We start from the raw sequence: 21321 nt of genomic DNA on the forward strand, positions 1-21321 counted from the left end.
AATTTTATTAAACTGTCTTATTTTATATATTTACTACTTAGAGCTTTAGCTAGCTTTTTGTTTTTGATCAAATTAAAACTTACGAATAATGAAAAAAGATATCGGCTCATTAGCTTATTTATTTTTAATGGCATTTTTATATCATATTTCGATTTTCGCGCATACTAAAAGCAGTGTTTTAAGTATTGGGTCTAATATTCATTTAATTAATGGTGATACAAATTATTTAGCATGTTTTTCAGTAGAGATTGAAACAATATCAAATAACAATTTTGCTCCACCAGCCGTACCTACCGGTAGGTATGATCGATATTATTGTTTAAATGATGTAGCAGTTCCTTTAACAGCTACTGGTTCTAATTTGAGATGGTATACAGCTGCTACAGGTGGTGTCCCAAATGCAGTTGCTCCTACTCCTAGTACTGCTAATAAGGGGACTACATTTTATTATGTCACTCAAACAGTAGGTGGCGAAGAAAGTAATAGAGGATTAATTACAGTTAATGTTGATAAGCAATTTAATTTATTTTGTGCAGGTGTTACTACAAGTTCGGTTAGTTTTGATTTTGCAAATGTTGGGCAATCACGATTCGATTATAGTTATGCCATAGATGGTGGGCTTCCAGTACTGGGAAGTCAGACGTCTCCATCAAGTTTTACAGTTAGCGGTTTGTCTGAAGGGCAAACAGTGGAATTAACTGTGACTGCTGTCGGTGCACCAACTTGTGTTTTAAATCCTACTCTTGTGGCTAGCTGTAAAACGAAATGTACTGTAGTTACAGTTCCGAATTTTATAGCTATCGCTCCAATTTGTTCGGGCTCAATTGCTCCAATATTGGGTCCAATATCTCCAAATAGTATATCTGGTACTTGGTCACCGGCGATAGTAAGTAGTACAGCTACTGGAAATTATCTTTTTACGCCTAATTCTGTTTTGTTTCCTTGCGCTACGACTCAAACATTAACAGTTACTGTGATTCCTTTATTAGCTCCTGTTTTTGCGACTGTTCCATCATCTGTATGTCAGAATGCAGCAGCACCCATTTTACCAACAAGTTCTACGAATACCACTCCGATAACTGGTACTTGGACTCCAGCCACGGTTAATACTACTGTTTTAGGACCTGCTAATTATGTTTTTACACCTAATGCAGGCCAATGCGTGTCAAGTCCAACTACTACGGTATCAATCACTGTTAATCAGAATATAGTACCAAATTTTACCGCTGTGCCGGCTATTTGTTCTGGAGCTCCTTTATCAGGTTTACCAACAACATCTACCAATGGTATTACAGGTATCTGGTCTCCTTCATTAAATAATACCGCCACTACAACTTATACTTTTAGACCCACTGCAGGACAATGTGCAACCACGACAACGATGACTATTACGGTTACCCCAAATGGTACGCCAACATTTACTGCGATTCCTTCAATTTGTACCGGTACTGCTTTGTCGCCTTTACCTACAACTTCTAATAATGGCTATAAAGGGGTTTGGTCACCAGCACTAGATAATACGAACACAACAACTTATACTTTTACACCAAATGCAGGTCAATGTGCAGCAAAGGTTACATTAACAATTACAGTTAATCAATTAAGGATACCTAATTTTTCAAGTGTTCCAACAAGTGTATGTGAAAATTCAATAGCTCCAACTTTGTCTTTAAGATCTTCAAATACTCCAGCGGTTACAGGAACTTGGACCCCTGCAACGGTAAACACAGCAGTTGTAGGTACAGCAGATTATATTTTTACTCCAGACAGCGGACAATGTGCAGAGTCACTAACAATCTCCATTAGTGTTAATCCGTCAAATACCTTAGTTGATTTTTCTTGGACTGTTACTGAAGCTTTTTCAGAAAATCAAGTGATTACGGTTGCGGCAACAGGAGCAGGGGATTTTTTATATCGACTGGATGATGGCCCTTTTCAACAGAGTCCAGTTTTTGAATATGTGTCTCCAGGCTATCATTTAATTACTGTGCAAGATGTAACAGGTTGTAGTGTTTCTATAACCAGAAGTGATATTTTAGTTATAGGCTATCCTAAATTTTTTACTCCAAATAACGATGGATACAATGATTACTGGAACGTCTTTACTTTAGTTGATAAATTAGGTTCCAAGATTCAGATATTTGATCGTTACGGAAAGCTTTTAAAAGAGATTAGTCCAAACAGTAGTGGTTGGAATGGCACCTATAATGGACGGCCTCTACCCGCAACTGATTATTGGTTTGTTGTTGATTATCCTGAAGATGGGGTAATTAAAAAGTTCAGGTCACACTTTTCATTAAAAAGATAACACAAAAAAAAAGCTCCCGTTCGGCGGGAGCTTTTTTGTTTATAATAATAAGTTATCAGATTATATTTTGACCGGTTTTTCTGCGGTGAAAATAAAATAAAGACCAATCAATATGAAAGGAATACTGAGCCACTGTCCTGTGGAAAGCAGTCCGAGGGCACTTTCAAAACCACCTTGGCTTTCTTTAACGAATTCTACAACGATACGTACGGAGAATAACAGTACCAGGAAAAGTCCAAAGAGGAATCCTGATTTTTGTCTTGTATCTGTTTTCCAATACAAGAAAAACAAAATGGCGAATACAAAAACATAGCAAAATGCCTCGTATAATTGAGCTGGATGTTTTGCAGGTACTTGAGCTAGTAAATTGGCAAATTGAGGATTGCTGGCAATAGCATGATAAGCTTCTTGTGGGTTTGCTATTTGAGTCGCGTTTACAGCATCATTTGGACTAAAATAATCGCGAATAAATTTTATTCCAAAAACTGAACTAGTTTCTTTTCCTACTATTTCAGAATTGAAAAAATTACCTAATCTTACAAAAATAGCTCCACTTGCAACAGCTATGACTACTCGGTCCAAAATCCATAACAATGGTCTTTTTAGTACTTTTTTACTGTAGTAATACATGGCAATTATTATCGAAATTGCCGCGCCATGACTCGCTAAACCTTGAAATCCAGTGAACTCCCAGCCTGAAATAAATCCAAATAAAGTACCGTTAATATTTTCTCTTATTGGTAAAAATATTTCTAATAAGTGATTTCGAAAATATTCCCAGTCATAAAAAAGAACATGTCCCAATCGCGCACCAAGAAGTGTAGCTAGAACTGTCCAGATAAACAACGAGTCTAGTTTTTCGATAGATTCATTTTCGCGCTCATATATGTTTTTCATGATATACCAACCCAATCCAAAAGCAACTACAAACATAAGGCTGTAGAATCGAATTATAAAAAAGCCTAAATCAATTCCTTCTGATGGGTTCCAAACTATATTTAAAGCGTGTGTCATTATTTTTTATTTGATGTAAAAATACATTTTTTGTTAAGAATTTCGGTGTGAAATTTCTGTTAAAGAATAGTAGCAGCATCTATCACCATTGTGAATGTTGCTAATTATGGCTACATTTCTTCTTAGGAACAGGGTCATAGCCTGTTTTCCCCCAAGGATTACAGCTTACTATTCTTTTTAAGCCTAAAAATCCGCCATAAAATAAACCATGAACTTTTAGTGCTTCTACCATGTAGGAAGAGCAAGTAGGTTCAAATCGGCAAGACGCAGGAGTTAGTGGCGATATAATAAGCTGATAGAGGCGAACCAGTACTAAAAAAGGAAATATGAGTATTTTATTCAGCATGTAATCTTCTTTAATTCGTCGTACATTAATGTTTAAACACTAAAAGTAGTTCCTTCTTTGCCGTCTTTCAATTGTATACCTAAAGCGATTAATTGGTCTCTAATTTGGTCAGAAAGAGCAAAGTTCTTGTCTGCTCTTGCTTGATTTCTCATACTAATAAGCATATTCACAGCTCCTTCTAATTTATCATTCGAACTGTCCGTTGTTTTTTCGTCTTCTAGTCCTAACACATCAAAAACAAAAGCATTCATGGCAAGAGAGAAGATTTCTAAATCAGCAGCAGTTAAACTTTCCTTCCCGTCATTTATTAGATTGATATAACGAACTCCTTCAAATAATTGTGCTATTAAAATAGGAGAGTTAAAGTCATCATTCATGGCGTCATAACAAGACTGTTTCCAAGCGGCGATGTCAATCGTACTTTTTGAAGCTGTAGGTAGTTGTTTAATAACTTCCATTGCTTCCATCAATCTTTTATATCCTTTTTCGGCAGCAACGATCGCGTCATCTGAAAAATCTAAGATACTTCTGTAGTGTGCTTGTAGCATAAAAAATCGGGCTACTGAAGCTGAAAATGCCTTGCTTAAAATAGTGTTTTCACCAGTTAAGATTTCTCTTGGTAAAATATTGTTGCCAGTGGATTTAGCCATTTTTTTGCCATTCAATGTCAGCATGTTGGCATGCATCCAGTAATTGACAGGCGTTTGCCCAGTACAGGCTTCGTTTTGTGCAATTTCACATTCGTGATGGGGAAATTTCAAATCCATTCCGCCTCCATGAATGTCAAAATGGTTGCCTAAGTATTTTGTACTCATCGCTGTACATTCTAAATGCCAACCGGGGAAACCATCGCTCCAAGGAGAGGGCCATCGCATAATATGCTGTGGCTCTGCTTTTTTCCAAAGGGCAAAGTCTTGCGGGTTTCTTTTGTCAGATTGTCCATCAAGGTCACGGGTATTGGCGAGCATATCTTCTATGTTTCGACCGCTTAACCTGCCGTAATGGTTTGTTTCATTGAATTTGACCACATCAAAATAGATAGAACCGTTAGCTTCGTACCCAATTCCGCTTGCAATTATTTTTTTGATGATCTCAATTTGCTCAATAATATGTCCTGTGGCTGTAGGCTCAATACTTGGCGGTAAAAAATTAAAAGCTTTCAGAATTTCATGAAAGTCAACCGTGTACCTTTGCACAACTTCCATAGGTTCTAGTTGCTCTAAACGTGCTTTTTTGGCAATTTTATCCTCACCATCCTCAGCATCGTCTACAATATGCCCCACATCAGTGATATTCCTTACATAACGCACTTTATATTCCAAGTGCAAGAGATATCTAAAAATAACATCAAAAGACATAAAAGTCCTCACATTCCCAAGGTGAACATTGCTGTAAACTGTAGGTCCGCAAACATACATACCAATGTTACCTTCATGAATAGGTTTAAACGTTTCTTTTTCTCCTGACAGAGAGTTGTATATTTTTAGAGTCTGAGTATTGTATAGAGGCATTTAAATTTTTTTTAGGAGCTAGTTCCTGCTTTTCGCTACAATCTTTTTATTTTAAAAAAAACAAAAAGGATTTTCACTTCAATCAGGGCTATGGAGTTGTTTATTAATAAAACAACCTTTCTAGAATTTTGTTTCTAATTTGATGTAATCCAAAAATTCTCTACGAGCTTGAGGGTCTTTAAATTTCCCGCCAAATTCAGAGGTTACTGTACTACTTTCGATATCGCTAATTCCTCTCGAATTTACGCAAAGATGTTTTGCATCAATTACACAAGCCACATCTTCTGTACCTAATGCCTCTTGTAATTCTTGAACTATTTGCATTGTCAGTCTTTCTTGAACCTGTGGTCTTTTGGCATAGTATTCCACGATACGATTCATTTTTGAAAGACCAATCACTCTACCATTAGAGATATAAGCAACATGTGCTCTACCTATAATTGGTAAAAGGTGGTGCTCACAAGTAGAGTAGACGATGATGTTTTTTTCAACTAACATTTCGCCGTACTTATAATTATTGTCGAATGTAGAAGCTTTTGGTTTTTTTTCGGGATTTAATCCTCCAAAAATTTCTTTTACAAACATTTTGGCAACACGATTTGGTGTGCCTTTCATACTGTCATCTGTCAAGTCCATTCCTAGTGTTAATAGGATGTTTTCAACATCTTTTTTTATTTTTTCAATTTTTTCGTCGTCACTAATTGCAAAAGCATCGTCTCTTACAGGGTTTTTTGCACATGAACCAATATGATTTTCTCCTATTTCGTCATGAATTTCTTCATTGTGTTTCATTAAAAGCTACTATTATATAAGTGTATATTTTTAGGCTGTAAAGATAATTAATAAAAACTAAAGATTTTCTATACCTTTTAATAATTAATTAAGGTCGTTTTTGGCATAGCCATCAATATAAAACGTGTTCGACCAAATAAAAAAAAGGCAATAACAAATAGTGTTATTGCCTTTTCTATTATTGTCATTTAACCTCATAACTGTCAGTTATATCGTTTGTCGTTTATGACACGAACTGTTTGTTATATTTTGGCAGCTTAAATTATTTTGCGTTATAAGTTGTAATTGCTGCTTTAAGGATATGTACTGCCTTAACTAAATCTTCTTTTTTTAATACATAAGCTATCCTAACTTGGTTCATTCCTACTCCTGGAGTAGAATAAAAACCAGCTGCAGGAGCTACCATTACTGTTTCTCCGTCAAGATCATAACTTTCCAATAACCAACGTGCAAAATCATCTGCATTTTCAATAGGAAGTTCTGCTATACAGTAAAACGCCCCTTTTGGAGTAGCTACTTTTACACCTTCAATCTTATTTAATTCAGTTATTAGTGTGTCTCTACGTTCTCTATATTCAGAGATTACGTCGTCAAAATAACTTTGAGGCGTGTCAAGCGCTGCTTCACTGGCCACTTGGGCAAATGTAGGAGGACTCAATCTTGCTTGGGCAAATTTCATTGCTGTAGCCATTAGCTCTTTGTTTTTTGAAACAATACAGCCTATTCTTGCGCCACACATACTATATCTTTTAGATACAGAGTCAATCATGATTGCATTTTCTTCTAGTCCAGGGATATTCATTACTGAATAATGAATGTCTCCGTCGTATGTAAATTCTCTGTATACTTCATCAGCAATTAAGAACAAATCATGTTTCTTTACTAATTCAGCAAGTTGCATAATTTCCTCTTTTGAATACAAATAACCTGTTGGGTTTCCTGGATTACAAATAAGTATTGCCTTAGTCTTTGGAGTAATTAATTTTTCGAAATCGGCTATTGGAGGCAATGCAAATCCAGTATCTATAGATGAGATAACAGGAACAACTGTAACTCCAGATGCAGTAGAAAAACCGTTGTAATTAGCATAAAATGGTTCAGGAATGATAATTTCATCTCCGTGATCCATTGTACTTCCCATGGCAAAAAGCAATGCTTCAGATCCACCAGTACTAATGATTATGTCTTCAACTTCAATAGGTAGCCCCTGATTTTTATAGAATTGGGATAACTTTGTTCTGTAACTTTCAAAACCGGCTGAATGGCTGTATTCCAATACTTCAATATCGAAATTTTTTACTGCATTCATTGCGACTTCAGGTGTTTTTATATCCGGTTGACCAATGTTTAGATGGTATACTTTATTGCCCTTTTTCTTGGCTATTTCAGAGTAGGGAACTAATTTACGTATTGGAGATTCAGGCATTTGCTGCCCCTTGTTCGATATTTTTGGCATGATAGTATTATTATTGAATTGCAAATTTGCGATTTTTTTTTCGAATGTAATACCGCTTAGCTGCCTATTTATTGTTAAATCTGCAATGTTCTTTGATATTTTTAGTAAATTTATGGAAATGATATCCTATGAATAAAATTGCTTTATTCTTTTTTCTACTCATTCATAGCCTCCCTGTTTTTGCTCAAGATGGATTTCAATTTAAAAATGGGGTTAATAAGGTGAGTATACCGTTTCAACTTATTAATAATTTGGTGTTCATTCCCCTCGATGTTAATGGAGTTGAATTGACATTTCTATTGGATTCTGGTGTTGAGGAGACTGTTTTGTTTAGTCTGGAAGATAAAAAAGAAGTCAGTCTTAAAAATATTGAAAAAGTCAGTCTAATGGGTTTGGGAAGTGAGGAGGCTATTGAAGGATTAAAATCGGGTGGAAATATGCTTGAGGTGAAAGGAATGAGATCTAGTAAGCATTTATTATATATTATTTTAGACCAAGATTTTAATATGTCATCCCATGTAGGGATTCCTGTGAACGGAATTATTGGGTCTTCTTTTTTCAAAAATAATTTGGTAGAGATAAACTACGGTAAAAAGAGAGTGCTTTTTTATAGAGATAATGACAGAAATAGAAGAAGGATAGAAAGAAAATATAGCAAGCTTGCAATTTCTATAGAAGGAGGAAAGCCCTATGTCACGAGCAGAGTTGTTATTGATTCTGTTACAGTTGATGCAAAACTATTGGTTGATGTAGGAAATAGTGATGCGATATGGCTTTTTCAGAATAGTGCTAAAGAAATATATTTGCCTGAAAAAAATTTTGAAGATTATTTAGGTAAAGGATTTAGTGGTGATGTGATGGGAAATAGGGCTCGAATTGCTGAATTTGGAATTTCCAAGTTTATTTTTAATAGGCCTATTGCTGCTTTTCCGGATTCTAGTTCTTTGCGGCATGTCAAAATGGTGTCTGGTAGATCTGGTTCTGTGGGCGGTGAGATTTTAAAACGATTTTCAGTTATTCTCGACTATAATAATGAAAATATGTTTTTAAGGAAAAATAAAAATTTTGATGACCCTTTTCATTATAATAGAAGTGGAATCGAAATTAGGCACTCTGGGGTGGAATGGGTACAGGAAACGGTGCGTCTTGAAAGTATTCCGGTAGTGGTTGATCAGATGGTCACAAAAAGTGATAAATCAGCTTCTGATTTTAAGTATAAATTTGAATTAAAACCCATTTTCGAAATAGCGCATCTTCGAAAAAATTCACCAGCAAAAAATAGTGGTTTGCAAAAAGGAGATATAATTAAGACGGTTAATGGTATGATGGCCTATAAATATTCATTGGAAAAACTAAATTCACTTTTAAGTTCAGACTATGAAAAATGGATTACAATAGAAGTGGAAAGGAAAAACCAAATTCTAAAATTCAGATTTCAACTTAAAGATATATTATGATAAAAAAAAACACTCCTTGAAATATTTGTCAAGGAGCGTTTTATTTTTTTTTACTAATTTGAATCTAATTGGCAACTACTTCACCTTTAATTTTCAAAGGGACTCTTCCATCATCATAATTAACAGCATTACATTCTACAGTAATTGTTTTTCTGATAGGACCTGGAACCAAATTATACTTCACTTCAATTTTAGCTGTTTTACCAGGTAGAACGGAATCTTTAGGTTTAGAAATAATTGTGACGTTGCTAGTAGACTGAATTGAGAATATAACTAAGGGAGCGTCGCCGGTATTTGTAAATTCAAATACACGTACGCCATTATCTCTTCCTTTTGTTATGGTTCCGAAATCGATTGTGTTGTTCTCAGCTTTGAAATCTATTTTTGCTCCGTTTTGGGCAAATCCAATACTGCTAAACAATACGACTACTATTAATGTTACTATTTTTTTCATCAGAATTTTTTTATATTTATAAAAGTAAAGTTACTTTCTTTTAATTAAGGCACAAATTTTTATTTCGCTTTTTATAGTGTACTTAATTATTTACTTTTGTTCCCAGTGTAAATTACAAAAATCAGACCAAAGTTTAAAACGGTTATTTGTGGGTTTGAATATTCATATAACTGACACAACAAACAATCGAATTTAAAGATTAATTGAATCCAATATAACATGACAATTCCAGCACAATTTGACGCTAAGACTATTGAGAATAAATGGTATGAGTACTGGATGGAAAATAATTATTTCCATTCTGAACCAGACCATAGAACACCATATACTATTGTAATTCCTCCACCTAATGTTACGGGTGTATTGCACATGGGGCATATGCTGAACAATACGATTCAAGATGTCTTGATAAGAAGAGCGCGTCTGAAAGGATTTAATGCTTGCTGGGTTCCCGGTACAGATCATGCTTCTATTGCTACGGAAGCTAAAGTTGTAGCTAAATTAAAGGCCGAAGGAATCAATAAAAATGACTTGTCTCGCGAAGAATTTCTTTCGCATGCTTGGGACTGGACAGATAAATATGGCGGTGTTATCCTTGAACAGCTTAAAAAACTAGGTGCCTCTTGCGACTGGGAACGAACTAAGTTTACGATGGATCCAGATATGTCTGCTTCTGTAATTCGTTCTTTTGTTGATTTATACAACAAAGGATTGATTTACCGTGGATATCGAATGGTAAACTGGGATCCAGAAGCTAAAACTACTTTGTCAGATGAAGAAGTGATTTTTGAAGAGAGACAAGGAAAATTATATTTCATTCAATATAAAATCGAGGGAAGTGAAGACTTCCTGACAATTGCAACGACACGTCCAGAAACTATTTTTGGAGATTCGGCTATTTGTATTAATCCTAATGACGAACGTTTTGCTCATTTGAAAGGTAAAAAAGCGATTGTTCCTATTTGCGGAAGAGTAATTCCTATTATTGAAGACGAATATGTAGATATAGAATTTGGTACGGGATGTTTGAAAGTGACTCCTGCACATGATATGAACGACAAAACGCTTGGAGAGAAACACAATCTTGAAATTATTGATATTTTCAATGAAGATGCAACGATGAATAGTTTTGGTTTGCATTATCAAGGAAAGGATCGTTTTATCGTCCGTGAAGAAATCGCAAAAGAATTAGAGACGATTGGTGCTTTGGCAAAAACAGAAATACATCTGAATAAAGTAGGAACTTCTGAAAGAACTAAGGCAGTTATCGAACCACGATTATCCGATCAATGGTTCTTAAAAATGGAAGATTTGGTTAAACCAGCAATCCAATCTGTATTGGTTGATGGTGATATTAAATTACATCCTAAACGTTTTGAAAATACATACGCGCATTGGTTAAACAATATTCGCGACTGGAATATTTCTCGTCAATTGTGGTGGGGACAACAAATTCCTGCTTATTTCTACGGAGATGGTAAGGAAGATTTTGTTGTGGCTGAATCTATGGAAGAAGCTTTAGTATTGGCTCAGACTAAAACTGCAAATCCTTCACTTCTTATTACCGACTTAAGACAAGATGTTGATGCTTTAGATACTTGGTTTTCTTCTTGGCTATGGCCAATGTCCGTTTTTGGAGGTATTATGGATCCAGAAAGCGAAGATTTTAAATATTATTATCCAACTAATGATTTAGTAACGGGTCCAGATATTTTGTTTTTCTGGGTAGCGAGAATGATTATTGCAGGATATGAATATACAGGAAAAAAACCATTTACAAATGTATATTTGACTGGTTTAGTTCGTGACAAACAAAGACGTAAAATGTCTAAATCCTTGGGTAATTCACCAGATCCTTTGGATTTGATTGAGAAATTCGGGGCTGATGGAGTTCGTGTAGGCTTATTGTTGAGTGCTTCTGCAGGTAATGATATTATGTTTGACGAGGAATTATGCAACCAAGGAAAAGGGTTTACAAACAAAATTTGGAATGCTTTCAAACTCATTAAGGGGTGGGAAGTTTCAGATACAATTCCGCAACCAGAATCATCTAAAGTGGCGATTGAGTGGTATGAGGCTAAATTGCAACAAACACTTTTAGAAATCGAAGATAACTTTGAAAAATACAGAATTTCAGAAGCTTTAATGGGAACTTACAAATTAGTTTGGGATGATTTCTGTTCTTGGTTCCTTGAAATGATAAAACCCGCATACCAACAGCCAATTGACAGTGTAACTTTTGCGAAAGCGATAGAAATGCTTGAAAACAACCTAAAAGTATTGCATCCGTTTATGCCATTTTTAACAGAGGAAATTTGGCAAATATTGGCGCCAAGAACGAAAGAAGAAGCCTTAATCGTTGCTACATGGCCAGAGTTAAAACCATTTAATGCGGATTTAATTTCTGATTTCGAAAGCACCATGGAGGTGATTTCTGGAATTCGTACCATCCGTAAAGATAAAAACATTCCTTTTAAAGACGCTATCGAACTAAAAGCGATCAATAACGATAAAGTTTCGACTTATTTTGATTCGGTTATCACTAAATTAGGGAATCTGACGTCATTAGAATATGTTACTGAAAAAGTAGATGGCGCCTTGTCTTATCGTGTGAATTCTAATGAATATTTTATTCCAATTTCAGGAAATATAAATGTTGAAGAAGAAGTTGCAAAACTGACAACGGAATTAAATTATACTAAAGGATTCTTGAAATCAGTTCAAGGGAAGTTGTCTAATGAAAAGTTTGTAAACGGAGCTCCAGAGAAAGTTTTAGCAAACGAAAGACAAAAAGAAGCAGATGCTTTAGCAAAAATTGAAACAATCGAGCAAAGTTTAGCTGGATTAAAATAAAATTCAAATTGCTTTTTAATAAAAAAATCCCAATTCTGATGTAGTTTAGAATTGGGATTTTTTATGTTTTGAAATTTTTATGCAAATAAAAATAAGAATATCAACGGGAATACAACTCCAGCGACTGCTAGTTTCCAACCGCGTTCTTTGAAGCTGAATTTTCCAGCTTTAATCATTATTGTACCTGTTAATGCAATTATAATGAGGCTGATTGCAAAAATATCAGAATAATAGATCCAAAAATTAGAAGTGTTTTTGTGCAATGACATAGATTGACTAATAATGGGTGTTTTAAAGAAAGAAATGATTTCTCCTTTACCAGTCTTCATATCAATTTCGACATCATGTTTCTCAAATGAAATTGTAAATTGATTTTTCTTTATTCTTTGGCGTCTAAATTTATCATCAATTCCTAGTTTTTTACCTAAATCTTTGGCGAAATCTTCATTAATTTTACTTTCTTCAGGAAGTTGCACTTCAATGGATTTTGTTTCAGAGGTGTACTTTTCCGGATGCCAGGCTTCTCTGTGGTTCATCATGAGCCCAGAAAAGGCAAAGGAGACAATTAGTCCGATATAGAAATAACCTAAGTCTCTATGTAAGTTGCGTAACGTTTTCTTTTTCATTGAATGTGTCGGTTTTGTGTTTGCAAAAATAATGCGTTCTAGTATAAAAAAGCAAAAACTTTTTTCAGTTATTTATGAAGTCAGAAAAAAGTTTTTGAATTTATTTTGACAACTGATTTTAAAATTTATATTTTAATGAAGTCAACACTTGACGAGGTCCAATAGGGTTTACACTATAGTTTTCATGTACTGTATAGGCTAAAACATTTGCAACATTCGATAATTTACATAAGATAGAAAACTTTCCCCATTCGTAACCTGCAGATACATCTATAGTAGTGTAATCAGCTAACGGAACTTGTCTGTCTCTAATAGTTTGTTCTTGGGTATCGGCATCAATAAGAATTTGGTTATTCCATCCACCAACACGTTTACCAATATAGTTTCCTATCGCTCCTATTGAAACTCCTTTTAGTAACCCTGATTGTAACGTATAGAAGAAGCTCATATTCGCAGTGTTAGCAGGTGTTCTTGCTAAACGATCTCCTTCAATAAAACTGCCGTTAAGTCCAGATGTTTTAGTATATCGCATGTCATTATAGCTGTAACCTGCATTGATATTGAACCCATCCGCTGGTCTTGCAGTAATATCTATTTCGATTCCTTTACTGGTTGTTTCACCGCTTAATACTTTTATAGTGGAATCTATATTTAATGAACCATCCGCTTTGAATTCAGCCGTTTGTGCTAAATTGCTATTGGTAATTTGATATACAGTAACATTAGTACTTAATAAACCTTTCCAAAAATCTTTTTTAATTCCCGCTTCATATTGATCAATCAAAGATGGTTTTATTACTTTTCCATCTACCGTGGTTCCTGAATTTGGGGTGAATGAATTCGAATAGCTCGCAAATAATGACATGTCTTTCGTTGGTTGAAATACTAAACCTATTTTTGGCGTAAAGGCTTGGTCAACTCGTACTTGGTCTTTTGATATAGTGATTGGTGTGGTAGTATAATCATGGGTGGTTGCCTGTGATTCTTGCCATGACCAACGCAGGCCTGCTAATACTTTGAATTTAGCAGTAAGTGAAATTAGATCTTGTGCATATACTCCAAAACTATTTGTGTTTGTTTTTACGATTCTTGTAATATCGGCATCAGGAATAGCACCACCTTGATCAAAATTTTCAAAATCAAAAATATTTCCAGATCCATATGTAGATGGTGAGAAGCTAAATCGATATGCTTGTGCAAATGAGTTTTCAAAATCAACTCCAGTAAATAGCTGGTGTTTTACACTTCCCGTATTAAAATCACCTTGTAGATTGATTTGTTGACCAATATTTTGTTCTAGGTTTTTATTTTCTCCAAGAGGCCTGCTCCAATCGCCATTATCGTTTGGTTGAATACGTTCGGTTCCTTTTGAAGTTCTATTATAATTTTGGAAAGAAGTATTGAAATTTAATCTCCAATCTTTGTTGAATTCATGTTTTACTAGTCCAGACACGCTAGATTGTCTTGTTTGACCATTTGACCATGTTGCACCTAAATAAGTACTTCTTGCTACATCAGCAACTTCTTTTCCAATCATACCAGTACCAAAATCAGGTGTCCAATTATCATGTAAATAATCTCCTTGTAATACAATTTCGGTTTTGTCACTTACTTTAAAAAGGAATGATGGGTTAATATAGTAGCGTTCTTTTTTTACTACATCTCTAAAGCTTTCAGAATTTTCATACGATCCTGTAAATCGGTAAGCAATGTAGCTGTTCAAAGGGCCATACATATCAATAGAAGGTTTATAGAAAGCAAAACTACCCGCTTGCATGCTAACTTCTCCTCCTTTTTCAAATGATGGTTTTTTTGTAACCATATTTAAAACTCCACCTGGAGCTACATTTCCAAATAAAAGAGCCGCACTCCCTTTTAAAACCTCTACTTTTTCTAGTGAAGATACTTCAGGAATGGAACCACCGCTAAAACGGAACCCATTTTTAAACATATTGTTTGCCGTCATGTCATATCCTCTGGACCAGATTGATTCTTGAGCACCACCTCGAGCCGAACCTACATAGGCACCATTTACATTTTTTATTACCTCACTTAATCGGATGGCTTGTTGTTGAGTAATAATTTCTTTCCCTATGATCTGTATACTTTGTGGTATATCTAAAGGTTTTAATGATAAACCTGAAAGTACATTTTCTTTTTTCTTATTGGTACTTCCTTTAAATACAATCACAATTTCTTGCAAAGATTCTATGTTTTCATGCAGTTTGAATTCTACATAGGATACTTTGTCTGCTGATACTTTTATTTCTTTTGATTGTTTTTTTAGTCCAATTCCCTCAATTATTAAGGTATGTATACCTACTGGGAAATTATCAAATCTAAATGTACCATCATTATTGGTTTCACTAGTATAAGTTCCTTTTGCTAGTTTTATTACAATTTCTTTCAAAGGATATCCGTCAGCAGAAACTATTTTTCCTTGTATGCTTCCTTTTTCTTGTGCATTTGCAAAAAGGCTTACAAATAATAATAACGCTACGATGCTAATCTGGGTTTTCATCTTATTTAGATTTAATTAAAATAACAGTGCAAATATATAATCTGATTTCGACCTGACAAAGCTTATTTAGATTAAATACTAATAATTATTTTAAGAGTTTGTTTTTCAATTTTTTAGGTCAATTTTTCAGGTCTGAAATGTGTGTGTTTTTGTCAAATTTGAAGCTTTTTTTTCTTTTTTCTTCCCCACCAAATCAATAAACCACTAACTGGAAGGCTCGCTATGAGCAGACTAATCAGGAAAGCAAATATTTTTCCGGCTAAACCAAAGATGCCCCCTGTATGAATATCATAATTCATTTTCATCAGTTTATCGGCAATTTTAGCATCCTTATTTCTTCCCCATAAATGGTTGACTTTTATTTCTTCTAATGAATATTGGTCAAAATAGCGGTAGTCTATTTTACTATAGGTTTCTTTGTCCACATTAGCATTTGCAGCTATAGCGGAACTATCTGTTTCAGGAGGATGTACTTCAATAGATTCTGCTTTGGGATATTCCCTTATCATTTGTAGCCATATTGCGTCTAATGGCTCTATTTGGGTAGTCTTCTGCTCTTTAGTTGCCTTTGAATTTGGCTCTGCATAAACTAACGATTTTTCTCCTCCCAACACTTTGTAATAGGAAAAGGCAAACCATTGAAATCCCCAGACTAATCCCGTCACAGCAAATATGATAGCAATTAGCAGTACATAAAAGCCAGTGATATTATGTAGGTCGTAGTTTTTTCTTTTCCATTTCATTCCCTTTTTCCATTTGAAAGTGAAACGTTTTTTGGCTGCATTTTTATTTTTAGGATACCAAAGGATGAATCCCGAAATGATCAGAATCAGGAAAATTAAGGTTGCTGAGGCTATTACAATTTGGCCAATTTCATCAGGTAGCCATAAATAAAAATGCCCATCTAAAATGAAATGAAAAAAGCCAGTTTCATTATCTACCGTTTTTAATACTGTGCCTGAATAAGGGTCTAAGTAAGTAGTGTAATGATAAGTAGGTTTGTAATGGAAGAATATGGCCTCCGCTGCATCAGTTTTTTTATTGTATTGTAAGGCGTGAATCGTTTTCTCAGGAAGTTGTTGTTGTGCAATTTTCAGCAATTGAGACGGTGGTAAGAAAGAAGCTTGTTGCTCAGGTACAAAACGATACTCTTCTGTCCAATTTTGAATTTCAGCCTGAAAAGCATATAAACAGCCCGTAATGGCAATGATAAAAACAATTATTCCTGAGGACAATCCTAACCATAAATGAAGTAGTCCGATTGTTTTTTTGAAACTTATTTTCATGTGGTGTAAACATTAGAATAACTCCGCTTATTTCAAGCGGAGTTATAGGTTATTGTTAGTTTTTGGTATTAAAACTTATACGCAACAGTTACTCTTGCATTAGTTCCCGCTTCTGCTTGCCAGTAATACATATCACTATAAGTATAATACCCTCCTGAATACAAATACTTGTTTAGGATATTGTTGACAACCAGGTTTACAGATACTTTGTTTTTTTGGTACGAAATCCCTCCGTCTAATCTGAAATAGTCTGGGAGCATAGTCGTATTATCAGTAGATATAAACCATGGTGCTCTTTTTACTTGGTACTGGTATCCCAATGAAAAACCAACGCCGTTTAGTGTACCTCTGTCAATTTTGTAATTTAACCAAGCATTTTGGATGTGCTTTGTTGTTCCGGCAACTTGCTTTCCGATTAGTGACTCATCACTATCTTTGGTTGTTTTTCCTTCTGTAAAAGCATAGTTTAAAATAAGATCTAAGTTTTTAAAAATTTCACCTCTAATATCAAGCTCAAATCCTTTTGTTTTTTGTTGACCACTTTCTCTACTATATTGCATTGCTGTTGTAGAATGTTCAGGATCTGCGGTGAGCACATTGTTTTTGGTAATTTGGTATAGAGAAACAACTGAATTCCATTTTCCATTCAACCAGTCTCTTTTTACGCCTAGTTCTATATTTCCTCCTGTTTCAGGTTTGAATGACTTTCCTTGCCAGTCAGCTCCGTAGTTCTCATTAAAAGATTGGTCGTTTACAAAATAGGCTGCCGTATTTTTATCAATAGAATAACTTAAACCTACTCTAGGTGTAAATCTTGTGTTTTTAGTATCTCCAGAATAGTAGTTTCCTGATTTTAGGACAGTATATCTTCCCGCTAATGTTAATCGCAAGGTATTATCCAAGAAACCTAATTCGTCTTGAACATAAAATGCTTTGTAATTATTTTGGTATTTTACACCACGGTCTTCAAGGCTTTGACTTCTGTCAAAAGTAGGTGAGGCAGCAAGTGTTCCGTGTACTGGATTGTAGATGTCTAAATCAGGCATTGTAAAATATTGCATCCAGTCATGGTAAAATGTTTTATCACTTAAGTCAATTCCGGATAAAATCTTGTGAGATACAGCCCCTGTTTGAGCCTCACCATTTACATAGGCTTGACCTACATATATTTTTCCCAAAATATCCCAAATACCTCCCGCACGTTTAAGAATGGCATCATTAGTGGGGTCAAATCCAGAAGGCCATAAGGACATTCCTTCTTGTTGGTAGTTTAAGTAAGAAGATTGGGCTGTAAATTTCCAATTATCATTAATTTTATGTTCTACAATGGCAAGAATATTTCTTTCTGTCATTTTAGTAGGATCTAAATTAGCTTCAGATGTAGTCGAAGTTCTGGGCAAATCAGCATAACCTCTGTGTGAGAATAAATAATTAGCACCTACAGCATTTACTTTAGAAAATTGCTGAGTGTATTCAAGTGTAATGGCTGTTTTATCACTAACAAGGTATTTTAAGATAGGTGCAAAGCTGTAACGATCATTGAAATCAAAGTCGCGGTAACTGCCTTTCTTTTCTCCCATTACATTAATACGGTATAGTAATTTTCCATTATTAGTTAATTTCCCATCAAAATCTAATGTCCCTCTGTACATATCAAAACTTCCTAGAGTAAAAGTAGCTTCTCCTTTAGTACGCCCACTAGGTTTTTTAGTAACCACATTATAGAAGCCACTTGGATTTCCGTTAGCCAACATAAAGCCAGCAGGACCTTTAACAAATTCGATACGTTCTACCATACTCATGTCCTCAGTAAGTGGTCCCCAAGTCGAACTGAAATTCATACCGTTTCTAAAAGCGGCTACCTGACTTCCTCTCATCGTTATATTAGCATAATTATCCCAGTGCTCAACTCTTGTAGCACCACTTACGTTACGGGTAACACCTTCTAACATATCAAATATTTGTTGGTCGTTGATTAGTTTACCAGTGATTACCTGTATGTTTTGAGGAATTTCAATAATGGGAGATTGTAAACGCAGTGACGAGGAGATTCTATTGGTTTTAAAGGCACTTTTATTACTTAGAATCACCACTTGGTTCAGTTCGTTGTTTGATAAAGTAAGTGTAATGTTTACCGTGGCAGTTTCATTATTTAGTGCTGTAACTTCTTTTTCAATATCGTTATTACCTATAAGACTCACTACCAAAGTATAATTTCCTTCAGCTAAGTTTGCCAGTCTAAAGGCACCGTCATTATCTGTAATGGTAGTTTTGTTTTTTCCCTTTAAGGTAATTGTCACTCCTTCCGCCGCTTTATTTCCGCTTGTGTAAACAGTTCCTTTTATTACCGCTGTTTGTTGCTGGCCAAAAGCAGTGTTTGCTGAAATTAATGCCAAACAGAGTATCAGTAGGTAAGTGGGCATTTTTTTATTAAAATAGTACATGATGAAAAATAATTAAGGTTAAATATTTGTCTTATTTAGATTCAATAAGAATAGCGCAAATCTATATTTTTGTTTTTATTTAACAATAGTTATTTAGATTAAATAAAAATAAAGTTATTACGGATTTGTTTTACAGGGTTTTACAAAACAAATAACAGCTCTTATTTTTAAAAGCAAGGCTGTTATTTATGGGATGTTTTGTTAAAATCACTTTTGATTTTTTCTCTTAAGTGGTTTTAATACATAGTTTTCCGTGTTGCTTACGCGAAAATTCAATGGTTAATCTATCTTTTTAAATTTTACATAAATGGTTATGAGAGTATAAATTTGGTTTTGAAAATACTTAAGTTTGCGTCGCCAAATTACTGTATTTTCAATATGTTTAAATTGGATGGGTTTTTTGAAACAAATTAAAATAAATGATATTATCCTATTTAAAAAAAATACAGAATTCACCTAAAGGGTTTAGAATTGCAAATACCGTTTTCTTTTTTATATCAGGATTTGGATATTCCTCTTGGGCATCTCGTATTCCTGCTATTAAAGCGCAATTGCATTTAAGTGAAGCGCAATTTGGAGCTATTTTATTTGCATTACCGGTAGGTTTAATGGTAACGATGCCATTTACGGGAAGATTATTGAATAAGTACAGTAGCCGCTATTGTATGTTAATAGGTGCTGTTTTGTTTAATATTGTTTTGGCTTTACCTGGTTTTTCTGCTTTTGTTTGGCAGCTAGTTATTATCCTTTTCCTATTTGGTTCATCCAGAAACATTCTTAATTTGTCTATAAATACACAAGCCTTAGAAGTTCAAAAATTGTATCCAAAATCGATAATGACCACTTTTCATGCTGTCTGGAGTTTGGCAGGATTTATAGGTGCAGGATTAGGCTACGTAATGGTAACTCAAAATATTGCGCCTTCTTATCATTTACTTGGTATTAGTGTAGCAATGATGGTAGTTACAGTCTGGTTCTATCCATTAACCATTCTTACTGAACCTTTGAAGGAAAAGAAAAAATTATTTTCGATGCCCGATAAAACTCTGACAAAGTTTGCCGTAATTTGTTTTGTGTCGATGGCCTGCGAAAACACCATGTACGATTGGAGTGGGATCTATTTCCAAAATATATTGCATGCATCAGCAAAATGGACTACCGCCGCTTTTGTTTTTTTTATGACTGCAGTTACTTTAGGTCGATTCTTTGGGGACTATGCCGTCAGTAAATATGGGATAAAACAAATTTTATTTTATTCTGGTATTTTTATCAGCGTTGGTTTTTTGACTTGTTTTCTATTTCCTTTTATTTCAACCACATTGTTGGGGTATGTCTTTATAGGAATAGGGGTTTCTTGCGTAGTTCCGTTGGTATTTAGTATCGCCGGTAAATCAAAAAAATTAAGTAATGGAAGTGCATTAACCTCCATTTCAACTATTGGCTATCTTGGTTTTCTGGTTGTACCGCCAATGGTTGGCTTCATTTCTGAACTTTTAAGTATGAAATGGGCCTTTTTAATAATGGCTTTATTAGGAGTCGTTATGATTTTTATGGTCAATAAAATTACAGCCGAAGATTGATGTTCTAAATCCAATATCCAAAATAAAACTATTTAACTTTTTTCATAATGTATTTTTCCGAGCTAGGTTTTCCTGATTGGATACCTGAAATTTCAGCTACTAAACTATCTTTTGAAATGTTTTTGTAACTTATTTTTTGTGGGTAATCGTGTTTTGGATTTTCAAAAATTAATTCTTTTTCATTAGAATTTGTCAATGGGAAAGCAACTGGTTTATCATTGTTTTGTCCCCTTACCGTTGGAGCATAGGTTAGTTCTTCCCCTATTTGTTGGAGTTGGATCTTTTCAAAGTGAATGGTATCTTTTCCTTTTATGAAATACGATTGTCCTTCATAAGTACTGTCATTTACTTTATTCCAAATTTCCTTTAGATTTCCTTCGGCAGACTTATTTTCCCAAGTTCCCAATAGCCAGTGCGCGGTTTTTATTTTCTCTTTTTCTGTATCTTCTGACGAATTTGAATCTGATTTCTTGCAAGAAACGAAAGAAACGATTAGTAGTATGAAAAGTATTTTTTGAAACATATTGTTTGAAATTATTGTTTATTTAACGGGTACAAAATTATGAAAAATAAACACAACTAGTCCAGATAAAAGCGGCATCAACAGATTTTGACTAACAAGACTTTTTTAATAGTGGTTTTTTTGTAGCAGAAATATAGCAGTTAGCGGGAC

General features: G+C 34.5%; 15 protein-coding genes. 4 read left to right on the top strand and 11 right to left on the bottom strand.

Annotated elements, in window-relative coordinates; translation table 11 throughout:
* Positions 1-88 precede the first annotated feature (88 nt).
* Complete coding sequence (locus HJ01_RS17135; RefSeq protein ID WP_007137938.1) at positions 89-2308, top strand: T9SS type B sorting domain-containing protein; 2220 nt, start codon at positions 89-91, stop codon at positions 2306-2308.
* A gap of 60 nt (positions 2309-2368) precedes the next feature.
* On the opposite strand, the gene lgt is transcribed toward HJ01_RS17135, so the two are convergent.
* From lgt to HJ01_RS08415, 5 genes are all read right to left on the bottom strand, one after another.
* Positions 2369-3322, bottom strand: a complete 954-nt coding sequence (gene lgt / locus HJ01_RS08395; protein WP_007137939.1) for a prolipoprotein diacylglyceryl transferase — start codon at positions 3320-3322, stop codon at positions 2369-2371.
* A 100-nt stretch (positions 3323-3422) separates the two neighbouring features.
* Positions 3423-3668: a membrane protein insertion efficiency factor YidD gene (gene yidD, locus HJ01_RS08400; RefSeq protein ID WP_040473789.1), complete on the bottom strand. Its 246-nt coding sequence runs from the start codon at positions 3666-3668 to the stop codon at positions 3423-3425.
* 32 nt (positions 3669-3700) lie between these two features.
* Positions 3701-5179: a cysteine--tRNA ligase gene (cysS, locus tag HJ01_RS08405; protein ID WP_007137941.1), complete on the bottom strand. Its 1479-nt coding sequence runs from the start codon at positions 5177-5179 to the stop codon at positions 3701-3703.
* A gap of 120 nt (positions 5180-5299) precedes the next feature.
* Entirely contained in the window at positions 5300-5971 is a 672-nt protein-coding gene (gene folE, locus HJ01_RS08410; RefSeq protein WP_007137942.1) for a GTP cyclohydrolase I FolE, read from the bottom strand.
* 262 nt (positions 5972-6233) lie between these two features.
* A complete protein-coding gene (locus tag HJ01_RS08415) occupies positions 6234-7427 on the bottom strand; it encodes a pyridoxal phosphate-dependent aminotransferase (RefSeq protein ID WP_007137943.1) in 1194 nt (397 codons plus the stop codon).
* Positions 7428-7555: 128 nt separating this feature from the next.
* Between HJ01_RS08415 and HJ01_RS08420 the strand changes: the two genes are divergently transcribed.
* Entirely contained in the window at positions 7556-8884 is a 1329-nt protein-coding gene (locus tag HJ01_RS08420) for a hypothetical protein (RefSeq protein WP_007137944.1), read from the top strand.
* Between the two features lie 64 nt (positions 8885-8948).
* On the opposite strand, the gene HJ01_RS08425 is transcribed toward HJ01_RS08420, so the two are convergent.
* Entirely contained in the window at positions 8949-9338 is a 390-nt protein-coding gene (locus HJ01_RS08425) for a DUF1573 domain-containing protein (RefSeq protein WP_007137945.1), read from the bottom strand.
* A 219-nt stretch (positions 9339-9557) separates the two neighbouring features.
* On the opposite strand from HJ01_RS08425, the gene HJ01_RS08430 reads away from it, so the two are divergent.
* Entirely contained in the window at positions 9558-12191 is a 2634-nt protein-coding gene (locus HJ01_RS08430) for a valine--tRNA ligase (protein WP_007137946.1), read from the top strand.
* Positions 12192-12268: 77 nt separating this feature from the next.
* Here HJ01_RS08430 and HJ01_RS08435 read toward each other — a convergent pair whose 3' ends face one another.
* The 4 genes from HJ01_RS08435 to HJ01_RS08450 form a co-directional block, all read right to left on the bottom strand.
* On the bottom strand, positions 12269-12817 hold the full coding sequence (locus tag HJ01_RS08435) for a PepSY-associated TM helix domain-containing protein (RefSeq protein ID WP_040473790.1): 549 nt from the start codon (positions 12815-12817) through the stop codon (positions 12269-12271).
* A gap of 118 nt (positions 12818-12935) precedes the next feature.
* Entirely contained in the window at positions 12936-15338 is a 2403-nt protein-coding gene (locus HJ01_RS08440; RefSeq protein WP_007137949.1) for a TonB-dependent siderophore receptor, read from the bottom strand.
* A 152-nt stretch (positions 15339-15490) separates the two neighbouring features.
* The gene (locus HJ01_RS08445; protein WP_007137950.1) at positions 15491-16624 is read right to left on the bottom strand and encodes a PepSY-associated TM helix domain-containing protein; all 1134 of its coding nucleotides are present in this window, start codon (positions 16622-16624) and stop codon (positions 15491-15493) included.
* A gap of 68 nt (positions 16625-16692) precedes the next feature.
* Positions 16693-19047, bottom strand: a complete 2355-nt coding sequence (locus tag HJ01_RS08450; protein WP_040473809.1) for a TonB-dependent receptor — start codon at positions 19045-19047, stop codon at positions 16693-16695.
* A 440-nt stretch (positions 19048-19487) separates the two neighbouring features.
* On the opposite strand from HJ01_RS08450, the gene HJ01_RS08455 reads away from it, so the two are divergent.
* The gene (locus tag HJ01_RS08455; RefSeq protein WP_007137952.1) at positions 19488-20648 is read left to right on the top strand and encodes an MFS transporter; all 1161 of its coding nucleotides are present in this window, start codon (positions 19488-19490) and stop codon (positions 20646-20648) included.
* 28 nt (positions 20649-20676) lie between these two features.
* Here the strand turns inward: HJ01_RS08455 and HJ01_RS08460 are convergent, their stop codons facing one another.
* Positions 20677-21171, bottom strand: coding sequence for a DUF6265 family protein (locus HJ01_RS08460; protein ID WP_007137953.1), 495 nt, complete (start codon positions 21169-21171; stop codon positions 20677-20679).
* Positions 21172-21321 lie beyond the last annotated feature (150 nt).

The organism is Flavobacterium frigoris PS1 (assembly GCF_000252125.1).
GTDB lineage: Bacteria > Bacteroidota > Bacteroidia > Flavobacteriales > Flavobacteriaceae > Flavobacterium > Flavobacterium frigoris_A.

Excerpts from the sequence above, each read along its gene's own strand:
- HJ01_RS08435 (WP_040473790.1), bottom strand. The coding sequence starts at position 12,817 with ATGAAAAAGAAAACGTTACGCAACTTACATAGAGACTTAGGTTATTTC.
- lgt (WP_007137939.1), bottom strand. The coding sequence starts at position 3,322 with ATGACACACGCTTTAAATATAGTTTGGAACCCATCAGAAGGAATTGAT.
- cysS (WP_007137941.1), bottom strand. The coding sequence starts at position 5,179 with ATGCCTCTATACAATACTCAGACTCTAAAAATATACAACTCTCTGTCA.
- yidD (WP_040473789.1), bottom strand. The coding sequence starts at position 3,668 with ATGCTGAATAAAATACTCATATTTCCTTTTTTAGTACTGGTTCGCCTC.
- folE (WP_007137942.1), bottom strand. The coding sequence starts at position 5,971 with ATGAAACACAATGAAGAAATTCATGACGAAATAGGAGAAAATCATATT.
- HJ01_RS08460 (WP_007137953.1), bottom strand. The coding sequence starts at position 21,171 with ATGTTTCAAAAAATACTTTTCATACTACTAATCGTTTCTTTCGTTTCT.
- HJ01_RS08415 (WP_007137943.1), bottom strand. The coding sequence starts at position 7,427 with ATGCCAAAAATATCGAACAAGGGGCAGCAAATGCCTGAATCTCCAATA.
- HJ01_RS08455 (WP_007137952.1), top strand. The coding sequence starts at position 19,488 with ATGATATTATCCTATTTAAAAAAAATACAGAATTCACCTAAAGGGTTT.
- HJ01_RS17135 (WP_007137938.1), top strand. The coding sequence starts at position 89 with ATGAAAAAAGATATCGGCTCATTAGCTTATTTATTTTTAATGGCATTT.
- HJ01_RS08440 (WP_007137949.1), bottom strand. The coding sequence starts at position 15,338 with ATGAAAACCCAGATTAGCATCGTAGCGTTATTATTATTTGTAAGCCTT.
- HJ01_RS08450 (WP_040473809.1), bottom strand. The coding sequence starts at position 19,047 with ATGCCCACTTACCTACTGATACTCTGTTTGGCATTAATTTCAGCAAAC.
- HJ01_RS08425 (WP_007137945.1), bottom strand. The coding sequence starts at position 9,338 with ATGAAAAAAATAGTAACATTAATAGTAGTCGTATTGTTTAGCAGTATT.
- HJ01_RS08430 (WP_007137946.1), top strand. The coding sequence starts at position 9,558 with ATGACAATTCCAGCACAATTTGACGCTAAGACTATTGAGAATAAATGG.
- HJ01_RS08420 (WP_007137944.1), top strand. The coding sequence starts at position 7,556 with ATGAATAAAATTGCTTTATTCTTTTTTCTACTCATTCATAGCCTCCCT.
- HJ01_RS08445 (WP_007137950.1), bottom strand. The coding sequence starts at position 16,624 with ATGAAAATAAGTTTCAAAAAAACAATCGGACTACTTCATTTATGGTTA.